We start from the raw sequence: 18,334 nt of genomic DNA on the forward strand, positions 1-18,334 counted from the left end.
TCACTTTTGCAAAGTTAGAAGGGAGGCTTGTTGTAAGTTAAAATATTTTTTTGCCACCCTAATAATATCTTCTAGACTTAAAGCTTCAAAGTTTTTTTCAAAATTTAATAAGACTTCTAAATCTCCTCTTGCAGCATAGCTACCAAAGAGATTGGCTACACTACTAGAGCTTTCAAGTTCGTTTAAGAAGCTTGCCTTCATATTTACTTTGACTTTGTCTAGTTGTTTTTGGGAGATTCCACCTTCTTTAATTTGTTCAATTTGTGCTAATAATTCTTTTTCAAGTTTTTGAAGATTTACTCCAGTGTTTGCCAAAGCCATAAAAATAAACATACCCTCATCCATTAAATCCATATTGTAAGCATACACTTCAGCAGCAAGACGTTTTTTATCCACAAGCTCACTTACAAGTTTTGCACTTCTTCCGCCACTTAGGATTTCACTTAAGGCACTAAGAGCAATTTGATCTTTATGATTAAAAGGAGGAATTTTAAAACCTAATGCTAAAATTTCTACTTCTGTGCTTTTGTGGATGGCACTACGTCTTAAACCATCTTGCAAGGGTTCTTTTGTATAAACTTGTGGAATCTCTTCTTGTGTATTTTTGATATTTTCAAAATTTTTCTTAATTGCTTTAAGTGTTTCTTTTTCATCTACATCGCCTGCAACGACAATGATTGCATTTTTGGGTTGATAGTAGGTTTTATGAAATTCTTTAATCTCTTCTATCTTCCAGTTTCTAATATCATCCATAAAACCAATAGGAGTCCAATGATAAGGGTGATATACATAAGCTGTATTAAAAAGCCTAAAATATAAATACCCCATAGGATTATTATCTGTTCTCCAAAGTCTTTCTTCTGCTACGACATTGCGTTCAGGCTGGAACTCTTCATCTTTTAAGCTTAAATTTTGCATAAGCTCTGAAAAAAGCTCTAAAGATTTTTCTAAATTTTGTGTGCTTGATTTAATATAATAATGCGTATAATCAAATCCTGTGGATGCGTTTGTAGCACCCCCAAAACCTTTGACGATTTTATCAAATTCCCCTGCTTTTAGATTCTTGCTAGATTTAAAATTTAAATGCTCTAGCATATGGGCTATCCCACTTTTTCCCATGCTTTCATTGCGACTTCCTACTTTATAAAAAATATCTGTAGTAATCACATTGCTTTTGTTTTTAAGAGGGATAATAATCACTTCTAAACCATTTTTTAAAACACTTTTATAATGTTTGGGTAAAGAAGATTGAAAAGTTGTAACTTGCGCCATTGAAACTCCTACAAACAATGTAAATAAACTCAAAAATTTTATAATCAAACTCATAATTTTGCACCTACTGCTAAGCTTATATTATTAAAACCATCTTGTTGCAACAAACTAAGTAAATCTTGTTGCATTTTTTTGACTACAAAAGGACCTTCATAGATAAAAGCTGTATAAATTTGCACCAAAGAAGCTCCGTATAAAATCCGCTCATACGCATCTTTTGCACTAGCAATACCCCCTACACTGATGAGAGTAGCTTTCTTTTTTAGTATTTTACCTAATTCTTTTGTAATTTCTAAACTTTTTGCCTTTAAAACAGCTCCGCTCAATCCCCCCATTTCTTTTGGGTTTGGCACAAGGGAGTAGTCTAGGGTTGTGTTGGTAGCAATAATACCTTTTGCACCCTTGCTTATTGCTTCATTAGATAATTCTAAAATATCTTGCATAGCTAAATCTGGAGCAAGCTTCAAATAAATAGGCTTTTTATAAACCTTGCAAAGTTCTAATAGCAACTCTTTTATAAAGCTTTTGTTTTGTAAAGCTCTTAAGTTTGGGGTGTTAGGCGAAGAAATATTAATGCTTAAATAATCACTCAAAGTTGCAAAATCTTTAGCAAGTTTTATATAGTCTTCTAAGGCTTTTTCATCAGGAGTTGTTTTATTTTTGCCAATGTTAATTCCTAAGGGAATGGAGAAAGGATAGAGCTTTTGTATTCTTTTAGAGATGGCTAAAGAGCCCTCATTATTAAAGCCCATAGCATTTTGTATGCTTTCTTCTTTGATATGCCGCCACACTCTTGGTTTTGGATTCCCATTTTGTGGTTGTGGCGTAACCGCACCCAGCTCTAAATGCGAGAAGCCTAAAGCGCAAAGGGGTCTTATCATCGTAGCATTTTTATCAAAGCCTGCTGCAAGTCCAATCGGATTATAAAAATGCATTCCGTCAATGTTTTGTGCTAAAGCATTATTTTCTACCTCTGTTTTTTGGGATAAATAAGACAAAATAGGAGGAAAAAAATCAGCAATTTGGCACATTGCATTTGCTAGTGCATGAGCTTTTTCACAATCTAGCTTAAAAATATAAGGGCGTATAGATTTGTAATAAGACATTTATACCTCTTTAGACACAATAATTGCTTAAATTGTAGCATTTTTTATTTAATATTGCATAAAGCTTTTTTATATTTTTTAAAATGTAAAAAAACTCTATGCTATTTTGGTGGCTTTTAGAGTTTTATTATTTTAAGTTTGTATGCTATATAAATGCAATTTTGCCACTTTGAATAAATAGAAAATTAATTTTCTAAAGGAGTATTAATGTTTTTGGCTATGCCATCTAAGACACCATTGATAAACTTTTTAGAGTTTTCAGTGCCAAAATTTTTAGCTATTTCAATAGCTTCATTAATCACAATGGCTCTATCTTGTTTAGCATAGACAATCTCATAAGCTCCAAGCCGTAAAATCGCCCTTTCCATATCGCCAATTTTTGTAAAATCCCAGCTTTTTAATTGTTGTGCTATTTTTGTATCTAGGGATTCTAGATTTTCAATAACTCCCATGAAAAGCCCTCTAGCAAATTCCTTTTGGGCATTTTTGATTTTTTGTTCTTCTAAAATCTCATCAAAAAATTTTCCTATTTCTTCATTTCCGCTTCCATAAGCGTATAAAAGCTGGACTACCGCTTCTCTAGCTTGAGTTCTTGTTGCCATTTATGCTCCAATTTTACGATAAAGATTCACAAGCTCAATAAGCCCACTCATTGCTTCAAAGCCTTTATTTCCTGCTTTTGTTCCTGCACGCTCAATGGCTTGTTCTATGCTATCTGTTGTTAAAACGCCAAAAGTAACCGCAGCTCCATAGCGGATAGTAACATTTGCAATTCCTTTGGTAGCTTCTGCACTTACATAATCAAAATGAGGGGTAGAGCCTCTAATAATAGCACCCAAACAACAAACACCATCATAATTGCCTTGTGCTAAGACTTTTTCTAGCACAAATGGAATCTCAAATGCTCCTGGCACTAAAATGTGAGAGAGATTTTCCTCTTCTCCACCATGACGCAAAAAGCAATCCCTTGCACCTTCTACTAAACGATCTGTGATTAAGTGGTTAAAACGACTTGAAATAATAGCGATTTTCTCATCGCCTAGTAATGATAAATGTCCTTCTATAATCTGCATAATTTATCCTTTAATAATATGATTGATTTCTAAAATTTGCGAAAGTAAGTTTTCTAGCTCTTTTGGAGTTAGCATATTAGGGCCATCGCTTAGTGCGTTTTTAGGATTTGTATGCACTTCGCTAAATAATCCATCAATCCCAACAGCACTCGCTGCTCTTGCTAAAAGGGGTGCAAATCTAGCATCTCCTCCGCTTTTGCCTTTTGCACCTCCTGGCATTTGCACTGCATGTGTAGCATCAAAAATCACAGGAGCAAATTCTCGCATAATCGCTAAAGATCGCATATCTACAACTAAATTTCCATAGCCAAAAGTGCTTCCACGCTCACTTAGATAAATTCCATATTTTAGCGATTCTTTGAAAGTTGCTTTTTCTCCACCTCTTGTTTTGATGGCTTTTAGCACGGAATATTGCATATCAAGAGGATTCATAAATTGCCCCTTTTTGATATTTAGTTTGCAATCACTCTTTGCAGCTTCTACGATTAAATCTGTTTGGCGACAAAGAAAAGCGGGGATTTGCAACACATCTACAACCTTAGCTACTTCTTTAACTTGTGAGGTTTCATGAATGTCTGTTAAGAGTTTATAGCCAAATTTTTGTTTTATTTTTGCTAGGCTTTCTAAGCCTTTCTCTAAGCCTGGCCCACGATAGGATTCCAAGCTTGTGCGGTTTGCTTTATCAAAACTTGCTTTAAAATAAAAATCCACTTCTTTATTTTGGTTAATAGGCTTTAATGCCTCTGCAATTTCTTCTAAAATTTCATCATTTTCAATAACACAAGGTCCTGCTATTATAATCATAAATTATCCTTTAATTAAATTAAATTCATGCTTTTTAAAATCATAACTATATACTTCCCCGCTTTCAATAATATAGTGCCAACCATAAATATTAAGTGTGCGTGCTAGATATTTTTCTTTAACCTCTGGATAGGTAAATAAATTTGCAATTTGTCGTTCAATATTAAGCTGTTCTGTGAGGTAAGAACGCATTGTTTTAGTTTTTGGTTTGAGTGCTAAAACTTGTTCTTTGACTTTGTCTAAGAGTTTAAGCCAAGTCTTGACATTTGGCATCTTAGCAAAATGCTCTTCTTCATAAAGTGCTGCACAACCTCCACAATGAGAATGTCCGCAAATTATAATGTTTTCAACCTTTAGTTCTAAGAGTGCGTATTCAATGGCTGAAGTCGTCGCTAAAAACTCATCTGCCAAGCGGTAGGGAGGCACGATATTTGCTATATTTCTAACTACAAAAAGCTCCCCTGGAAGCGTGTTTGTGATGAGGTTTGGCACCACACGAGAATCCGCACAACCCACAAAAAGAGTATGTGGATTTTGCCCTTCTTTTAAATTTTCAAAAAGGGTTTTATAGTTTTCAAAATCTTCTTCTTTGAATTTAATCGCACCTTCAAATAATAAATCAATAGAATTTTGTGCCACTTATTTCCTTTAAGGTTTTAAATTTGTGATATTTCCTAATTTCTCTGAAACATCTTCGCCAATGCTATAAAGATAGAGCTCTACACGACGATTCTTTGCTTTTAAATTTGGGATAGCATTGCTTACAACGGGGGAAAACTGACCTTCTCCTCCTCCACTAATTCTTTCTTTTGCGATTCCTTCTTTTTGCAAAAATTCTGCAATGTTGGTTCCTCTTGCGATGGAGAGTTCTAGATTGTCTTTAAATTGTGCGCCTATTTTCATAGGCGTATCGTCTGTATGCCCTATTGCTTTTATGAGAACTTCTTTTGGAAGTTTGTTAAGCTCAATACTTAAGCGCTTTAAAAAGGATATTCCACTGCTTTGTGTAAGAATCGCACTACCGCTTTCAAACAATAAAGAATCAGGTATGCGGATAATCACTCCTTTTTCGGATTCTTCTAGCTCCACAGAGGGACCTTTTGCAAGGCGGTTGATTTCATTGTAATCAGTGATTAAACTTGCAAAAATATTTACAACATTATCCATTTCAATATCGGTTTCAATAGGTGTTGCTTTCACGATAGAGGGAGGATTTATCTGTGTCATAGAACCTTTTTCTAATACAGATAAAGAACCTTCTAACGATCCGATAGCTTGTGCGATTCTTTCTTTATCAAAGCTTGCCATAGAAAGCAAAAGGATAAAAAAGGTAAGAATCAAAGTTACCATATCTCCATAGGTTCCAAGCCAAAGAGGAACGCCATTTGGACAATCACAAGGCGGACATTTTTTCTCTGCCATTTTATCCCTTTTTGTTAAATTTTTAGAAAATTTATTTACTATTATAGCTTTTAATTAGTTATAATAAAATTTAAAATCTAATATTTTTAGAGGGAATTTTTGAGTAGCATTATTGATTTTATTGTAAATTTAGTGAGCGATTTAGGTTATTTTGGTATTTTTTTTATGATGTTTTTAGAGAGCAGTTTTATTCCTTTTCCTAGTGAAGTGGTGATGATACCTGCAGGATATTTAGCACATAAGGGTGAAATGAATCTGTTTTGGGCTATTTTTAGTGGAGTGCTTGGATCGCTTGTTGGTGCATTGCTTAATTATTTTTTGGCGTTGTTTTTAGGGAGAGCATTTTTAATCCGTTATGGAAGATATTTCTTTTTCACAGAAGAAACCATGCAAAAAATGGAAACTTTTTTTAAAAAACATGGGCATATCTCTACATTTAGTGGGCGTTTAGTGCCTGTTGTAAGACAATATATTTCTTTACCTGCTGGGATTGCTAAGATGAATCTCTCACTTTTTTGCTTTTATACAACTTTAGGGGCTGGAATTTGGGTGGTTATTTTAGCAATTCTAGGGTATTTTTTAGGGCAAAATGAAGAGTTGATTAAAGAATATTTGCATTTAATTACTTTGGGCTTATTAGTGTGTATTGCTATTTTGGTGGGATTTTATATCTTGTGGAAAAGACATACTAAGACACTCTAAGCAAAGCTTTTTTAATTTTAAGAAGGTTTGAAAGCTAAAAATATACAAAAGGGTAAAAAGGTTACATTTTAAAGATTTATTTAAAAGTATGTGTTGTGTGGCTTTGTGGTTAAATTAAGGGAAAATTCTAGGTGCTATATGGGGCTATTTTCTAGAAATTGTGTTATATTTTAATGAATCATATTTAAGGAAATAAAATGAGAGGAATTAAAATATTATTTTTATTGAGTAGTTTTTTGTTTGCTAGTTTTAATTTTAATACCGCTACAAAAGAAGAGTTAATGAGTATTAAAGGAATAGGGGAAGTTAAAGCAAATGCAATTTTAGAATATAGAGAACAAAGAGAGATTAAAAGAGTGGAAGATTTGCTTTTTATTAAAGGTTTTGGGAAAAAGAGTGTGGAAAATATCAAAGAATATCTAAAGACAATAGAAGAAAAGAATATGGAAGAATAATAAAAATTAAGCTTCATTGACTTATAATAAACGCTAAAATTTAATAAAGAGGGCAAAATATGGCATTGCAAGTGTATTATGACAAAGATTGTGATTTAGGATTGATCCAAAAGAAAAAAGTAGCGGTAATTGGTTTTGGTTCTCAAGGGCACGCACACGCAGAGAACTTAAGGGATTCTGGTGTGGAAGTTGTGATTGGTTTGTATAAAGGTGGCAGAAGCTGGGCAAAGGCTGAAGCGAAAAACTTCAAAGTGCTAGAAGTGAGTGAAGCTACAAAAATGGCTGATGTGATTATGATTTTAATCCCTGATGAGCTTCAAGCAGATGTGTTTGAAAGGGATATTAAGTCATATCTTAGCGAGGATAAAATCATTGCATTTGGGCATGGATTTAATATTCACTTTGGACAAATCAAAGCACCAAAAGGCGTGGGCGTGATTATGGTAGCACCAAAAGCCCCAGGACATACTGTAAGAAGTGAGTTTGTGCGTGGGGGTGGGATACCTGATCTAATCGCAGTAGAGCAGGATACAAGTAAAGGTGATGCAAAAGCTATCGCACTAAGCTATGCAAGTGCTATTGGTGGTGGTAGAAGTGGGATTATTGAAACTACTTTTAAAGATGAAACAGAAACGGATCTCTTTGGCGAACAAGCGGTGCTTTGTGGTGGTGTGAGTAGTCTTGTAAAAGCTGGATTTGAAACTTTAGTAGAGGCAGGTTATCCTGAAGAAATGGCTTATTTTGAGTGTTTGCATGAGTTAAAACTTATTGTAGATTTAATCTATGAGGGAGGCTTGGCAAATATGCGTTATTCTATCTCAAATACTGCAGAATATGGCGATATGGTAAGTGGTCCTAGAGTAATCAACGAAGAATCTAAAAAAGCAATGAAAGAGATTTTAAAAGACATTCAAGAGGGACGCTTTGCAAAAGATTTTATTTTAGAGCGTAAAGCAGGATATGCAAGAATGAATGCAGAACGCAAAAATCTAGCTAACCATAAAATTGAAAATGTAGGTGCAAGACTTAGAGCAATGATGCCTTGGATTGGGGCAAATAAGCTTGTAGATCAAGATAAAAACTAATTTTAAGCACAATTTTTGTGCTTAATTGATACAAATTCTACTAAACCTTTTAAAATAATCTAAAATCATTAGTGTTTTTATGGCTTATCTTAGAAAATAAAAACAAAATTAAAAAGAAATTTTTGGATTTGGATATGTGATAAAAAAGGGAAAAATTATATTAGAATGTGAAGTATTTTATAATGAGAGTTTTAAAGAGAGAGGGATTAACCTCTATCTTTTAAGCCTAATTTTTCAATCAAACTTGCATAGCGTTTAAAATCGCTTTTTCTTAAATAAGAAAGTAATCTTTTTCTATGAGAAACCATTTTTCTCAAACCTAAACGGCTTGAATGATCTTTTTGATTGATTTTTAAATGCTCGGTTAGAGTTTTAATTCTATCGCTTAAAAGTGCTACTTGCACTTCAACTGAACCTGTATCTTTTGGATTTCTAGCAAAAGCAGAAGTAATTTCTCTTTTTTTCGCCGAATCTTGAGCCATGATAAGACCTCCTGATTGGTAATTTAAAATTAAAGCTAAAATTCTAGCATAATTTTACAAAAAAACACTAAAATTTAGAAAAATATTTGCCCTTTTTAGCTAAAAAAGGCTAAAATTACAGATTAAATTTAAAAATATAAAAAGTTTTGGGAGTAAAATTGGCAAAGAGTAGTGGTGCTAAATCTTCATTTTTCAGTAAAATAACCCCATTTTTTGGGTTTTTAACCGGTTCAAAAGATTTAACAGTCGTCTTTTTTATCGTAGCGATTTTAGCAATTATTATTGTGCCTTTGCCTAGTGCATTGCTAGATTTTTTCTTAGCTGTTTCCATTGCACTTTCTGCTCTTATTATTTTAATCGCACTTTATGTGAGAAAGCCCACAGATTTTTCAGCATTTCCGACTTTGCTTTTGATTGTTACGCTTTTTAGGCTTTCTTTAAATATTGCCACCACAAGAATGATTTTGAGTAATGGACATATGGGGCCAGAGGCTGTGAGTGATATCATCACTGCATTTGGGCAGTTTGTAGTGGGTGGAAACTATGTGATAGGTGTGATTTTATTCATTATTTTAGTCATTATTAATTTTATGGTTGTTACTAATGGTTCTACGCGTGTATCAGAAGTAAAGGCAAGATTCACACTTGATGCGATGCCAGGAAAACAAATGGCTATTGATGCGGATTTAAATACAGGACTTATAGGACAAGAAGAAGCAAAAGCTAGACGCGATGAGCTAGCAGCCGAAGCGGACTTTTATGGATCTATGGATGGTGCGAATAAATTTGTAAAAGGCGATGCGATTGCAGGGATTATCATCACGCTTATTAATATTATCGGTGGATTTTTAATCGGTGTGTTTCAAAAGGATATGAGTGCTGCAGATTCTGCTTCTACTTTTACTATTCTTACTATTGGTGATGGGCTTGTTTCACAGCTTCCAGCACTCATTGTATCTACTGCTACGGGTATTATTGTTACGCGTTTTAGTAAAGAGGGCGAAAATTTTGCAGCAGGGATTATTGATCAGCTTGTAAATGAATCTAAAACACTTTTGATTGTGGGTTGTATTTTGCTAATGTTTGCCTTAGTTCCGGGACTTCCTACACTTTCTTTAGGGTTTGTGGGGCTTTTGTTTTTGACTTTAGCTTTGCTTTTAAGTAAGCAAAAAGATGGAGAAGCGTGGAAGTTTGTAGAAAATCTCCTTAAAAAAGCCAAAAAACCTAAAAAAGCAGAAGAGGGTAACAAAGAAGCAAATCTTCCACAAAGAGCACAAGCAGGTGGTGCTAAAGGAGCGCAAGCAGGACAAGAGGCTATCAAGCCCCCAGCCCCTAAAGAAAGTGAAGAAGAGAGAAGAAAAAGGGAAGAAGCAGAGATTGATAAAGCACTCAAGGTTAAGATTTTACGCGTGGAGCTTGGATACCAGCTTATTAAATTTGCAGATCCAGCTCAAGGTGGAGAGCTTGTAAATAAAATCCGCTCCATTAGAAAAGCTATGGCAACAGACTATGGGATTTTAGTGCCTATGGTGCATTTAAGAGATGATTTAAACTTAGCACCCGATGAATATAAAATCTTGCTAAAAGAGATTGAAATAGGGCGTGGAAAGATTATGGTGGATAAATACCTAGCGATTGCTTCTAGTGGATTTGCAGGGGAATTGCCCGATGGGATTCCTACAAAAGAGCCTGTTTTTGGGCTTGATGCGTATTGGATTAGCGAAGGGCAAAAAGAAGATGCCATTATTGAAGGCTATACCACAATTGATGGAGCAACAGTCATTAGCACACATATTCAAGAGCTTATTAAGCTTTATGCAGAGGAGCTTCTAACGCGTCAAGAAGTGCATAACTTGCTTGGGAAATTAGCACAAGATTATCCAGTCCTTGCAGAAGAGATTAAAGGCGTGGGTGTAGGGACAATCCAGCATATTTTAAAAGAGCTTTTGCATGAGCAAATACCTATTAAAGATATGCTAAGCATTTCAGAAGCGATTGCAGATGGATTCCCAGCTTATAAAGGGGATTTGCCAACTTTAACAGAATATGTAAGAGCTTGTTTAAAACGCCTTATTACGCATAATTTTCAAAATGAAGAGGGGATATTGCGTTATTTTGTGTTCTCGCCAAGCTTGGAGCAGTTTTTATTAGAAAAGCTACCAGATGCACAAAAAATTGGACAAAGATTGCGTCTAAGCCCTACAGAATCACAAAGTCTTTTAGATGCGATTAATGTGGCAAGGCAGAAAAGTAGTTCTCTAGGTGCAGTGCCGATGATAATAGGTGGGATTCCTATGGTTTTACGCAAACCTATTGCAATATTCTTAGAGCAGTATGGGTTTGGTAGAAATGTGATCGCACTAAGCAATGCAGAGATTGACTATCAAAGCAAATATGAAATTTTAGGGGCTATTGAATTCCCTATTTAAAGGAAATAAATGAATTTTTATCATCTTTCTCATATTGATTTAGATGGCTATGGATGTCAGCTAGTTTCAAGAGAGTTTTTTAAAGAACATAATTTGTTTTTTTATAATGCAAATTATGGCAAAGAAGTTATAGCAAGATTAGAGCAGATTTTTAAAGCTATTAGAGCGGACATTAGAAGTGAAAGTTATATTTTAATCAGCGATTTAAATCTAACTTTAAGTGAATGTGAGGAGCTTAAAAAAGCAGTTTTAGAGCTTAATTTGGAGGGTGGCAGGGTTAGCTATGAGCTTTTAGATCATCATAAAAGCGGACAAGAGTGTGCCTCTAAATATGAATGGTATTATTTGGATACTAAAAGATGTGCGACTAAGATTGTGTATGAGACATTTTTGGAGCGTTTTTCTATAGAAGATTCCACAAAAGAATGGCTAGAGCCTATGGTGGATATGATAAATAGCATTGATTTATGGCTAGAAAATGGAGTGAATTTTGAATTTGGCAAAGTGGCAATGCGACTAATCGTAGAGGCAAAAGAGCTAAATAGATTTATGTTTGATGATGAAGATAGAGCCTATAAAATAGAACTTCTTAAAAAAAGTGCAAAATTTTTAAAAGAGGAAAAAGGCTATATTAAGCTAGATAATGCGATTTTAGCACTTAAAAAAGAGTTTTTGGGAGGGGATTTAAATAGTGATAGCTTGGATAATTTAGTGTCTAATTATCAAGTAGCACTCTTAGAAGAGAAAAAAGAGCGTTGCAGTGTGTATTGTGGGAAGTTTAGAGGATTTTTGACTTATAGCATAGGCAATATTTCAGTGCTTGCAAATTTATTTTTGAAAAAAAATCCGGATTTTGATTTTTTTATGGATGTGAGTGCTAGGGGGAATGTGAGTTTGAGGGCGAATAATGCGTGTGATGTGAGCGCGATTTCGCAAAAATATTTTAATGGCGGGGGGCATTTAAATGCGAGTGGAGGTAAGATAGAGAGTTTTAGGGAAAGTTTTGTGTATGAAGACATTAAAGAAATAATTAAAGAGATTTTTATAGGAGAAGAAAATGGATAAGATAAAAGAGCTAAAAGAAGAGATAGAAGAACTCTCTATTCAGCTTAGTGATATGCTATGTGTAGCATTAAGGCTTAGTGGAGTGAGAGAAGATGCATTACAAGAGGCACTTGATAGCTATATTGAGCTAATAGATGAAGGATGCGAAGAATACGGACAAGAAGAGATTTTAGCTACTTTAGAGAAGCTAAAAGCGACAAAACCTAAGCTTTTTGGAGTGAAAGAATGATAAAACGCATTGCGATTTTATTTAGCGGTAATGGAAGTAATTTAGAAGCACTAATTAAGGCGTTACATAATCGTTGGTTTAAAAAAAGTGGGAATGCTTTTAAAAAAGAGCAAGAAGGTTTTATCATCGGTGGGATTAGAGATGACTTTATAGAGGCAAAAGAGGGGGAGAGCGGGGCTTTTAAGATAGAAGTAATCCTAGCACTTAGTAATAAAATAGAGGCTTATGGATTAGTGCGTGCTAAGAATTTAGGGGTAAAAACGCAAGTGATTGAGAGCAAAGGAAAAGCAAGAGAGGAGTTTGATAGAGAATTAGTGGGGGTTTTAAAGCCTTTAGGGCTTGATTTATGTGTTTTGGCAGGATTTATGCGAATCTTAACTCCTGTATTTACCACACAAATAAATGCGATTAATATCCATCCTTCACTTTTGCCGCTTTTTAAAGGGGCGCATGGCATAGAAGAGAGCTTCAAGTCTAGTATGAAAGTGGGTGGAGTGAGCGTGCATAGGGTGAGCGAGGAGCTAGATGGTGGGGAACTCATCGCACAAGCAGTGATGGCAAAAGAGGGAATGAGTCTAGAAAACTATGAAGAAAAAATCCATAAAATAGAGCATATTTTATATCCATTAGCGGTGCTAGAGGAGCTTAGCAATGAGCGATAAAATTACTTTAAGTATTGTAGTGCCTGTTTTTAATGAAGCGGAGAATTTGGAGCTTTTTTATAAAAAAGTTAAAGAGGAGATTTGTAAAATTAATTCTCAAATAATAGCTATTGATTATGGTTTTGTCTTTGTGAATGATGGAAGCAAAGACAATTCACTAGAAGTTCTAGAAAATCTTAAATATAAAGATGAAAAGATTAAAATTGTTGATTTTTCAAGAAATTTTGGCAAAGAAGCTGCTATTTTGGCGGGATTACAAGAAGCTTATAAACAAAGGGTTGATTGTGTAGTATTAATTGATGCGGATATGCAAGATCCCATAGAATTTATTTATACTATGTTTGAAAAATATTATAAAGAAGGCAAAGAGATTGTTTTTGCAAGAAGAATTGACAGGGAGGGCGAGGGAGTAATCAAGCGATTTTTAAGTGAGAGTTTTTATAGACTTAGTAATTGCATTAGTGAAGTGAAGATTCATAGTGGAGTTAGGGACTTTAGGCTGATGAGTAGAGAGGTGGTAGAGGCAATTTTAGAATTAAAAGAATACCATCGTTTTTCTAAGGCGATTTTTGAATGGGTTGGGTTTAATAAAGAGATTTTGGAATATAAATACATTCCTAGAAATTCTGGTGTGAGTGGTTGGAGTTTTTGGAAGCTTTTTAAATACGCAATAGAGGGACTTATTAGCTTTTCAACTCTGCCTTTGCGATTGGCATTTGTGGTTGGGTTTTTGGCTAGTTTTTTGGCATTTTTGTATGGAATTTGGATAATTTTTGATACTTTGTATTATGGAAGTGATGTGAAAGGCTATCCATCGCTTATGTGTGTGATTGTATTTTTTGGAGGGTTGCATTTAATAGTGCTTGGTGTGATAGGAGAATATATTGCAAGAATTTATGAGCAAGTTAAGGGGCGTCCGCATTTTATTGTGAGAAAAAGGAAAATAAAATGAGAGCTTTTATATTCTTTTTGGGTTTGTATATTTATTTGTTTGTTTTAAATTTGCTTGTGCTTCCACAATCTGATGATATTGGCTTTTGGCTGAATGCTGATAAGGCTCAGTTGCTAGGAACTTATTTGGGTTCTAATGCAAGAATTGGTGAGATTCTTTATAGTGGAATTTTTGCAAAATATAGCTTTGAGGTATGGTATGATGTGTTAAATGCACTTGTTGGGACAATCTTCTTTTATGTTTTGTTTGTGTTATATTTTGCTAGGAAACCAAAAGATAGGCTAGATTATTATATGTTGTTTTTAGTGATTGGACTTGTGGTGATGTTTAGTGCTTTTGGTTCTACATTTTTATGGGGGGCTGGAAGCTTTAACTATCTTTGGGGTATTTCTTTTATTATTTATTTTTTGCTTCCTTTTAGGGTTTTTTATCAAAGGATATACGAGGGAAATTTGCCTAGAGAGCAGAGTATTTTGATGAATCTGTTTTTTGGAATAGGATTATTTTTACTAGGGATTTTAGCGGGTATGGCAAGTGAGCATGTGGGCCTAATAGTGTGTATTGGGTTATTTATCTCATTGGTGTATTTGTTTTATGGAAAACTCAAAATTCCTTTATGGCAGTATTTTGGCACAATGGGTTTTTGGTGTGGTTGGTTGCTTTTATACTTTGCACCAGGACAACAAGCAAGAGCGTTAAATTCTGCTAATTATTTAAGTTTTGGGGAGTTTTTTGAGCTTGGATTTTTAGGTATGGTGTCTAGAATCTACACAACTTTTAATGGTTATTTTAATTATTCTTTTTTAGCATTTTTATTATTATTTTTATTGATTTTTATGGTGATTAAAGGGATAAAAATAAAGGCGTATCACTATATTGGATTATTATTTGGTATGGTAGTTATTGGAGTAATTATGAAGCATGTTGGAGCTTTTGTTATTTATCTTTTTGTGCTTTATTTAGTCTATAAACTTTATAAGATGGATAAGAAAAAGTATCTTTTAGTTTTGGGGCTTTATGGGATTTATTTATTTATGGGACTTGTGATTTTTCAAGTGGGAGAGTTGCCTAAAAGAGCACATCTTGGGACAAGTTTATTTTTGTATGCGATTATAGTTTATTTGGTTTTGGATTTGTATGCTAAAAGTATGCAAAAAGAAAAATACTTTAAAGCAATTAAGCTCATTTGTGGTGGATTCTGTCTGGTTTGTTTTATAAATTATTCTTATGGATTATATCAATGGAGTGTGGTTTATAAAGAAGCAAAAAACGCTAAAGAAAAGGGGGAGGAAGAGCTGAATATAGAAGCTAGGTGGTTTAAGCGTTATTTGCCTTTTGATGATTGGAATAGGCCAAATATCGAGCCAAATTGGGTGAATGATCTTTATGCAAGATATTTTGGGTTTAAGAAATTTAATCTAAAATGAAAGAGTTTTTAAAATATTGCTTAGTGGGGGTTATTAATACTTTCGTAGGTTTTGGAGTAGTTTTGCTTTTAACCTATTGTGGGCTATTTGCAGAGGGAGCGAACTTTTTGGGTTATTGTGTAGGGATTGTTTGCTCGTTTTTTCTTAATCAAAAATTTACTTTTAGGATAGAAGGGAAGGCTTGTAGGCAAATAATAAATGCTAAATTTGTAAGATTTTTGATTTTTATGGGGATATCTTATATAATTAACTTATTGGTTTTGTTTGTAAGCTATCGCTTAGTGGGGCTAAATGTGTATCTATCACAAGTTTTAGCCGCTATTAGTTATACATTAAGTGGGTTTGTTTTTAGTAAGATTTATGTGTTTAAAGGCTGACAATTTTTAAAAATAAGGTAAATAGATTTAAATTTATGGCAATTTTAAGAGGAAATAATGAAATTTTTTATAATTAATTTAGAAATTGCAAAAGATAGAAGAGAATATATTTCTAGTTTGTGTGAAAAATATGGGCTAGATTATGAAATAATTCAAGCGGTAAATGGTAGGGAGCTAGGGAGTGATTTTATCCAAAGTATTAGCGATGAAGAGATAAGCAAAAAAAGGCTTGGAAGAGTTTTGAGTGTAGGAGAGATAGGCTGTGCGTTAAGCCATAAAAAAGTCTTTCTTAGAATGTTTGAGCTGGATTTAAAAGAAGCGGTTATTTTGGAAGATGATGCATATTTTGATGAAGAGCTATTAAGGGTGCTTAGGTTCAAAGAGAGATTTCCAAAAGATTTAGAATTACTGCTTTTGGGGCATTATAGGCAAGTGTATTTAGATGATGGATTTAGGATTGAAACTCCTTTTTCTAGGAGATTTGATTATTATTTAGATGAAAAATATAGCTTAAAAAGGATTGTTGGGGGTGGGTTTGGCACACATGGGTATTATATTACCAAAAAAGGTGCTAAAAAAATGTATGAAGCCTTGCAAAAAATCATTGTGCCTTATGATCATTGCACAAGCAATGATAAGATTACAAATTTATATGCACTCTATCCTGTGGTGGTTAGGACTGATGAGATTTTTGGTAAGCAGACTTATATTCAAGATGGTAGTTTAAAAGTAAGATATAAAAAAAGAAATTTAATTTCTAAAATAATTAAGAGAATAAAAAAGGAAATATTATTTTTAATACCTAGTTTTAGGAGGTTAAGAGAGTATGAATAATGCCTCTAAAGTGCCTTTTTGGGCGAATAATTTTACACTAGCTATAAGCAAAATGATACCTTTTAAAAGTCTAAGAAGGCAGATTAAAGGTAAAATAACTTATAAAATGGAACATAGTAAAGTGGCAGATTACCTTAAATTGCATTATGTAGAGCCTTATTTTAAGGGAGAGTTGCAAAGATGGGATTTTGCTCCCAAGGTGGATTTTAAAGATGATAAGATTATATGGCAGTTGTGGTTTCAAGGGGAAAGTGAAGCTCCGGAAACCATTAGAGTATGCTTTGATTTTGTAAAGAAACATATGGGCGAAGAGTATAAAGTCATTATTTTAGATCAAAATAATATTAAAGATTATATTGATTTGCCTTCTTTTGTGTATGAAAGAGCGCTAGATAAGGACTTTAGCGCAAAGCCCATTACTATTTTTTCTGATCTTTTAAGGGTGGCTTTGCTATCTACTTATGGGGGTGTGTGGATGGACGCTTCTCTCTATCTTAGTGCACCTTTGGATAAGAAGATTTTAGAATCAAACTTTTTTGCATATTTGCGTTCACAAACTCCACCAAAAGATTATAAAAAGTGGATTGGCTTTGATTGTAATTATTTTAATTGGGAAGAAGATTTTAGGGTGAGGATATTAAATGGATTTTTAGTTGCCAAAAAGAATAATTTACTGATTAGAGCAATTAAGGATATTTTTATGAATTATTATATAAAAGAGAAAAAGCATATTCATTATTTCACTTTTCAAATTTTATTTGATTTGCTATATAGGAGCGGGAGATTTACAAAGTATATGCCAAAAGATACAAATGATACTGATGTGCATCTTTTACATTTTTATGCTAAGGAGAAATGGAGTAAAGAAAGGTGGGAGTGGATTTGCTCTAAAAGTCCCATTCATAAGCTTACAAATTTAAAATTATTACAGGGGGGGGGGCGAATAATTGATTATTTATTGGAGAAGTAATGGCACAAGATGAGATTACAATAGTAAGTGCATTTTATGATATTAAAAGAGAAAATTTAGATGATTTTAAAAGGGATAATACAAAGTATTTTGAATATTTTTCTTTCTGGGCGGGTGTTAAAAATCAGCTTATAGTCTATACCACAGAGGAGTATAAAGAGAGAATTTTAGAGATTAGAGCAAAGCATGGCTTAGAAGATAAGACTATCATAATCACAAAACCTTTAGAAGAGTTTGATAGAGAAGCATTGCAAAGGATACAAAAAACTTTTAGTGAGTTTAATCAAAGCAAAGGTAGAAAAAATCCACAAAATATAGAGTGTATTTCTCCACTTTATTGTTATTTGACATATTTGAAGCCTTTTTTTGTGTGTGATGCAATTAATAGAGGGATTGCTACCCAAAAGATTGTATGGTTTGATTTTGGGTTTAATCATGGAGGAAGTTATTTTCTAAATAAAGAGCAGTTTAATTTTAAATTGATAGAACAAAATGGTTTGCAAGAAGATAAAATAAATCTATTTTGTATCAAGCAAGAAATAAAAGAGCATATAGCTGAAATTTATTTTAATATGGATGTATTTTTGATTGCAGGATTAATGTATACTAATCAAGAGAATTGGTTAAAGTTTAAAGAATATTTTAAAGAGGCGTTAGAAGTATTTTTGTCTTTTGGCATAGTGGATGATGAGCAAGTTTTGATGGTATGGATATATAGAAAATATCAAACAAGTTTTAATATTATATGCTGTTATTTTTGGTTTGATAGCCTTTTGAATTTTATTCCACAAGAGATTGCTAAAAGATTAGAAGTTAGAAAACAAAAATATTATAAAATTATAAAACAACAAATGCAAGAAAAAATAATAAATAAGCAATATGTAGCAGCAATGAAATTGTATTGTAAATATGTATTTTACAAGTTTATAAAAGCAAATGTAATAAATTAATCTTTTAGTTGTTATAATATTAAAAATTTTAAATGTGT

The 18,334-nt window shown here is 33.4% G+C and carries 21 protein-coding genes; 13 read left to right on the forward strand and 8 right to left on the reverse strand.

Features of this window, described 5'->3' with window-relative positions; genetic code table 11:
* The 7 genes from EBF09_RS02855 to EBF09_RS02885 all read right to left on the reverse strand — a co-directional run bounded on the left by EBF09_RS02855 (position 1) and on the right by EBF09_RS02885 (position 5,677).
* Positions 1–1,272, reverse strand: a complete 1,272-nt coding sequence (locus EBF09_RS02855; RefSeq protein WP_121763643.1) for a M16 family metallopeptidase — start codon at positions 1,270–1,272, stop codon at positions 1–3.
* Positions 1,273–1,322: 50 nt separating this feature from the next.
* Positions 1,323–2,378 carry a quinone-dependent dihydroorotate dehydrogenase gene (locus EBF09_RS02860; RefSeq protein ID WP_121763644.1) on the reverse strand — a complete coding sequence of 352 codons (1,056 nt, stop codon included), beginning with the start codon at positions 2,376–2,378 and terminating at the stop codon, positions 1,323–1,325.
* 185 nt (positions 2,379–2,563) lie between these two features.
* Entirely contained in the window at positions 2,564–2,980 is a 417-nt protein-coding gene (gene nusB, locus EBF09_RS02865) for a transcription antitermination factor NusB (RefSeq protein WP_121763645.1), read from the reverse strand.
* Positions 2,981–3,451: a 6,7-dimethyl-8-ribityllumazine synthase gene (gene ribH, locus EBF09_RS02870; RefSeq protein WP_121763646.1), complete on the reverse strand. Its 471-nt coding sequence runs from the start codon at positions 3,449–3,451 to the stop codon at positions 2,981–2,983.
* Positions 3,452–3,454: 3 nt separating this feature from the next.
* On the reverse strand, positions 3,455–4,255 hold the full coding sequence (kdsA, locus tag EBF09_RS02875) for a 3-deoxy-8-phosphooctulonate synthase (RefSeq protein WP_121763647.1): 801 nt from the start codon (positions 4,253–4,255) through the stop codon (positions 3,455–3,457).
* Positions 4,256–4,258: 3 nt separating this feature from the next.
* Positions 4,259–4,879 carry a carbonic anhydrase gene (locus EBF09_RS02880; RefSeq protein ID WP_198672522.1) on the reverse strand — a complete coding sequence of 207 codons (621 nt, stop codon included), beginning with the start codon at positions 4,877–4,879 and terminating at the stop codon, positions 4,259–4,261.
* 24 nt (positions 4,880–4,903) lie between these two features.
* Complete coding sequence (locus tag EBF09_RS02885) at positions 4,904–5,677, reverse strand: OmpA/MotB family protein (protein WP_121763649.1); 774 nt, start codon at positions 5,675–5,677, stop codon at positions 4,904–4,906.
* 99 nt (positions 5,678–5,776) lie between these two features.
* Here EBF09_RS02885 and EBF09_RS02890 point away from each other — a divergent pair, with 99 nt between their 5' ends.
* From EBF09_RS02890 to ilvC, 3 genes are all read left to right on the forward strand, one after another.
* Positions 5,777–6,379 (forward strand): DedA family protein, encoded by a 603-nt coding sequence (locus tag EBF09_RS02890; protein WP_121763650.1) that lies wholly within the window; start codon positions 5,777–5,779, stop codon positions 6,377–6,379.
* Positions 6,380–6,576: 197 nt separating this feature from the next.
* A complete protein-coding gene (locus EBF09_RS02895; RefSeq protein ID WP_121763651.1) occupies positions 6,577–6,834 on the forward strand; it encodes a ComEA family DNA-binding protein in 258 nt (85 codons plus the stop codon).
* 59 nt (positions 6,835–6,893) lie between these two features.
* Entirely contained in the window at positions 6,894–7,919 is a 1,026-nt protein-coding gene (gene ilvC / locus EBF09_RS02900; protein WP_121763652.1) for a ketol-acid reductoisomerase, read from the forward strand.
* Between the two features lie 206 nt (positions 7,920–8,125).
* Here the strand turns inward: ilvC and rpsO are convergent, their stop codons facing one another.
* The gene (gene rpsO, locus EBF09_RS02905; protein ID WP_111229175.1) at positions 8,126–8,401 is read right to left on the reverse strand and encodes a 30S ribosomal protein S15; all 276 of its coding nucleotides are present in this window, start codon (positions 8,399–8,401) and stop codon (positions 8,126–8,128) included.
* 158 nt (positions 8,402–8,559) lie between these two features.
* Here rpsO and flhA point away from each other — a divergent pair, with 158 nt between their 5' ends.
* Genes flhA through yibB form a run of 10 tightly spaced genes read left to right on the forward strand, consistent with a single transcriptional unit; the run spans position 8,560 to position 18,296 of the window.
* Positions 8,560–10,830 carry a flagellar biosynthesis protein FlhA gene (gene flhA / locus EBF09_RS02910; protein WP_121763653.1) on the forward strand — a complete coding sequence of 757 codons (2,271 nt, stop codon included), beginning with the start codon at positions 8,560–8,562 and terminating at the stop codon, positions 10,828–10,830.
* 9 nt (positions 10,831–10,839) lie between these two features.
* Positions 10,840–11,895 carry a DHH family phosphoesterase gene (locus EBF09_RS02915; RefSeq protein ID WP_121763654.1) on the forward strand — a complete coding sequence of 352 codons (1,056 nt, stop codon included), beginning with the start codon at positions 10,840–10,842 and terminating at the stop codon, positions 11,893–11,895.
* On the forward strand, positions 11,888–12,124 hold the full coding sequence (locus EBF09_RS02920; protein ID WP_121763655.1) for a hypothetical protein: 237 nt from the start codon (positions 11,888–11,890) through the stop codon (positions 12,122–12,124). Before EBF09_RS02915 ends, EBF09_RS02920 begins: the two co-directional genes overlap by 8 nt.
* The gene (gene purN, locus EBF09_RS02925; protein ID WP_121763656.1) at positions 12,121–12,786 is read left to right on the forward strand and encodes a phosphoribosylglycinamide formyltransferase; all 666 of its coding nucleotides are present in this window, start codon (positions 12,121–12,123) and stop codon (positions 12,784–12,786) included. The genes EBF09_RS02920 and purN overlap by 4 nt, the downstream gene beginning before the upstream one ends.
* Positions 12,776–13,738, forward strand: a complete 963-nt coding sequence (locus EBF09_RS02930; RefSeq protein WP_121763657.1) for a glycosyltransferase family 2 protein — start codon at positions 12,776–12,778, stop codon at positions 13,736–13,738. The genes purN and EBF09_RS02930 overlap by 11 nt, the downstream gene beginning before the upstream one ends.
* The gene (locus EBF09_RS02935; protein ID WP_121763658.1) at positions 13,735–15,165 is read left to right on the forward strand and encodes a DUF6056 family protein; all 1,431 of its coding nucleotides are present in this window, start codon (positions 13,735–13,737) and stop codon (positions 15,163–15,165) included. Before EBF09_RS02930 ends, EBF09_RS02935 begins: the two co-directional genes overlap by 4 nt.
* Positions 15,162–15,542, forward strand: a complete 381-nt coding sequence (locus tag EBF09_RS02940) for a GtrA family protein (RefSeq protein WP_121763659.1) — start codon at positions 15,162–15,164, stop codon at positions 15,540–15,542. The genes EBF09_RS02935 and EBF09_RS02940 overlap by 4 nt, the downstream gene beginning before the upstream one ends.
* A 57-nt stretch (positions 15,543–15,599) precedes the next feature.
* Positions 15,600–16,376 (forward strand): glycosyltransferase family 25 protein, encoded by a 777-nt coding sequence (locus tag EBF09_RS02945; protein WP_121763660.1) that lies wholly within the window; start codon positions 15,600–15,602, stop codon positions 16,374–16,376.
* Positions 16,369–17,346 carry a capsular polysaccharide synthesis protein gene (locus tag EBF09_RS02950; RefSeq protein ID WP_121763661.1) on the forward strand — a complete coding sequence of 326 codons (978 nt, stop codon included), beginning with the start codon at positions 16,369–16,371 and terminating at the stop codon, positions 17,344–17,346. Before EBF09_RS02945 ends, EBF09_RS02950 begins: the two co-directional genes overlap by 8 nt.
* A complete protein-coding gene (yibB, locus tag EBF09_RS02955) occupies positions 17,346–18,296 on the forward strand; it encodes a protein YibB (RefSeq protein WP_121763662.1) in 951 nt (316 codons plus the stop codon). Before EBF09_RS02950 ends, yibB begins: the two co-directional genes overlap by 1 nt.
* The last annotated feature ends 38 nt before the right edge of the window (positions 18,297–18,334 follow it).

Origin of the sequence: Helicobacter burdigaliensis, from assembly GCF_003670295.1 — a bacterium.
Taxonomy (GTDB): Bacteria; Campylobacterota; Campylobacteria; order Campylobacterales; family Helicobacteraceae; genus Helicobacter_D; species Helicobacter_D burdigaliensis.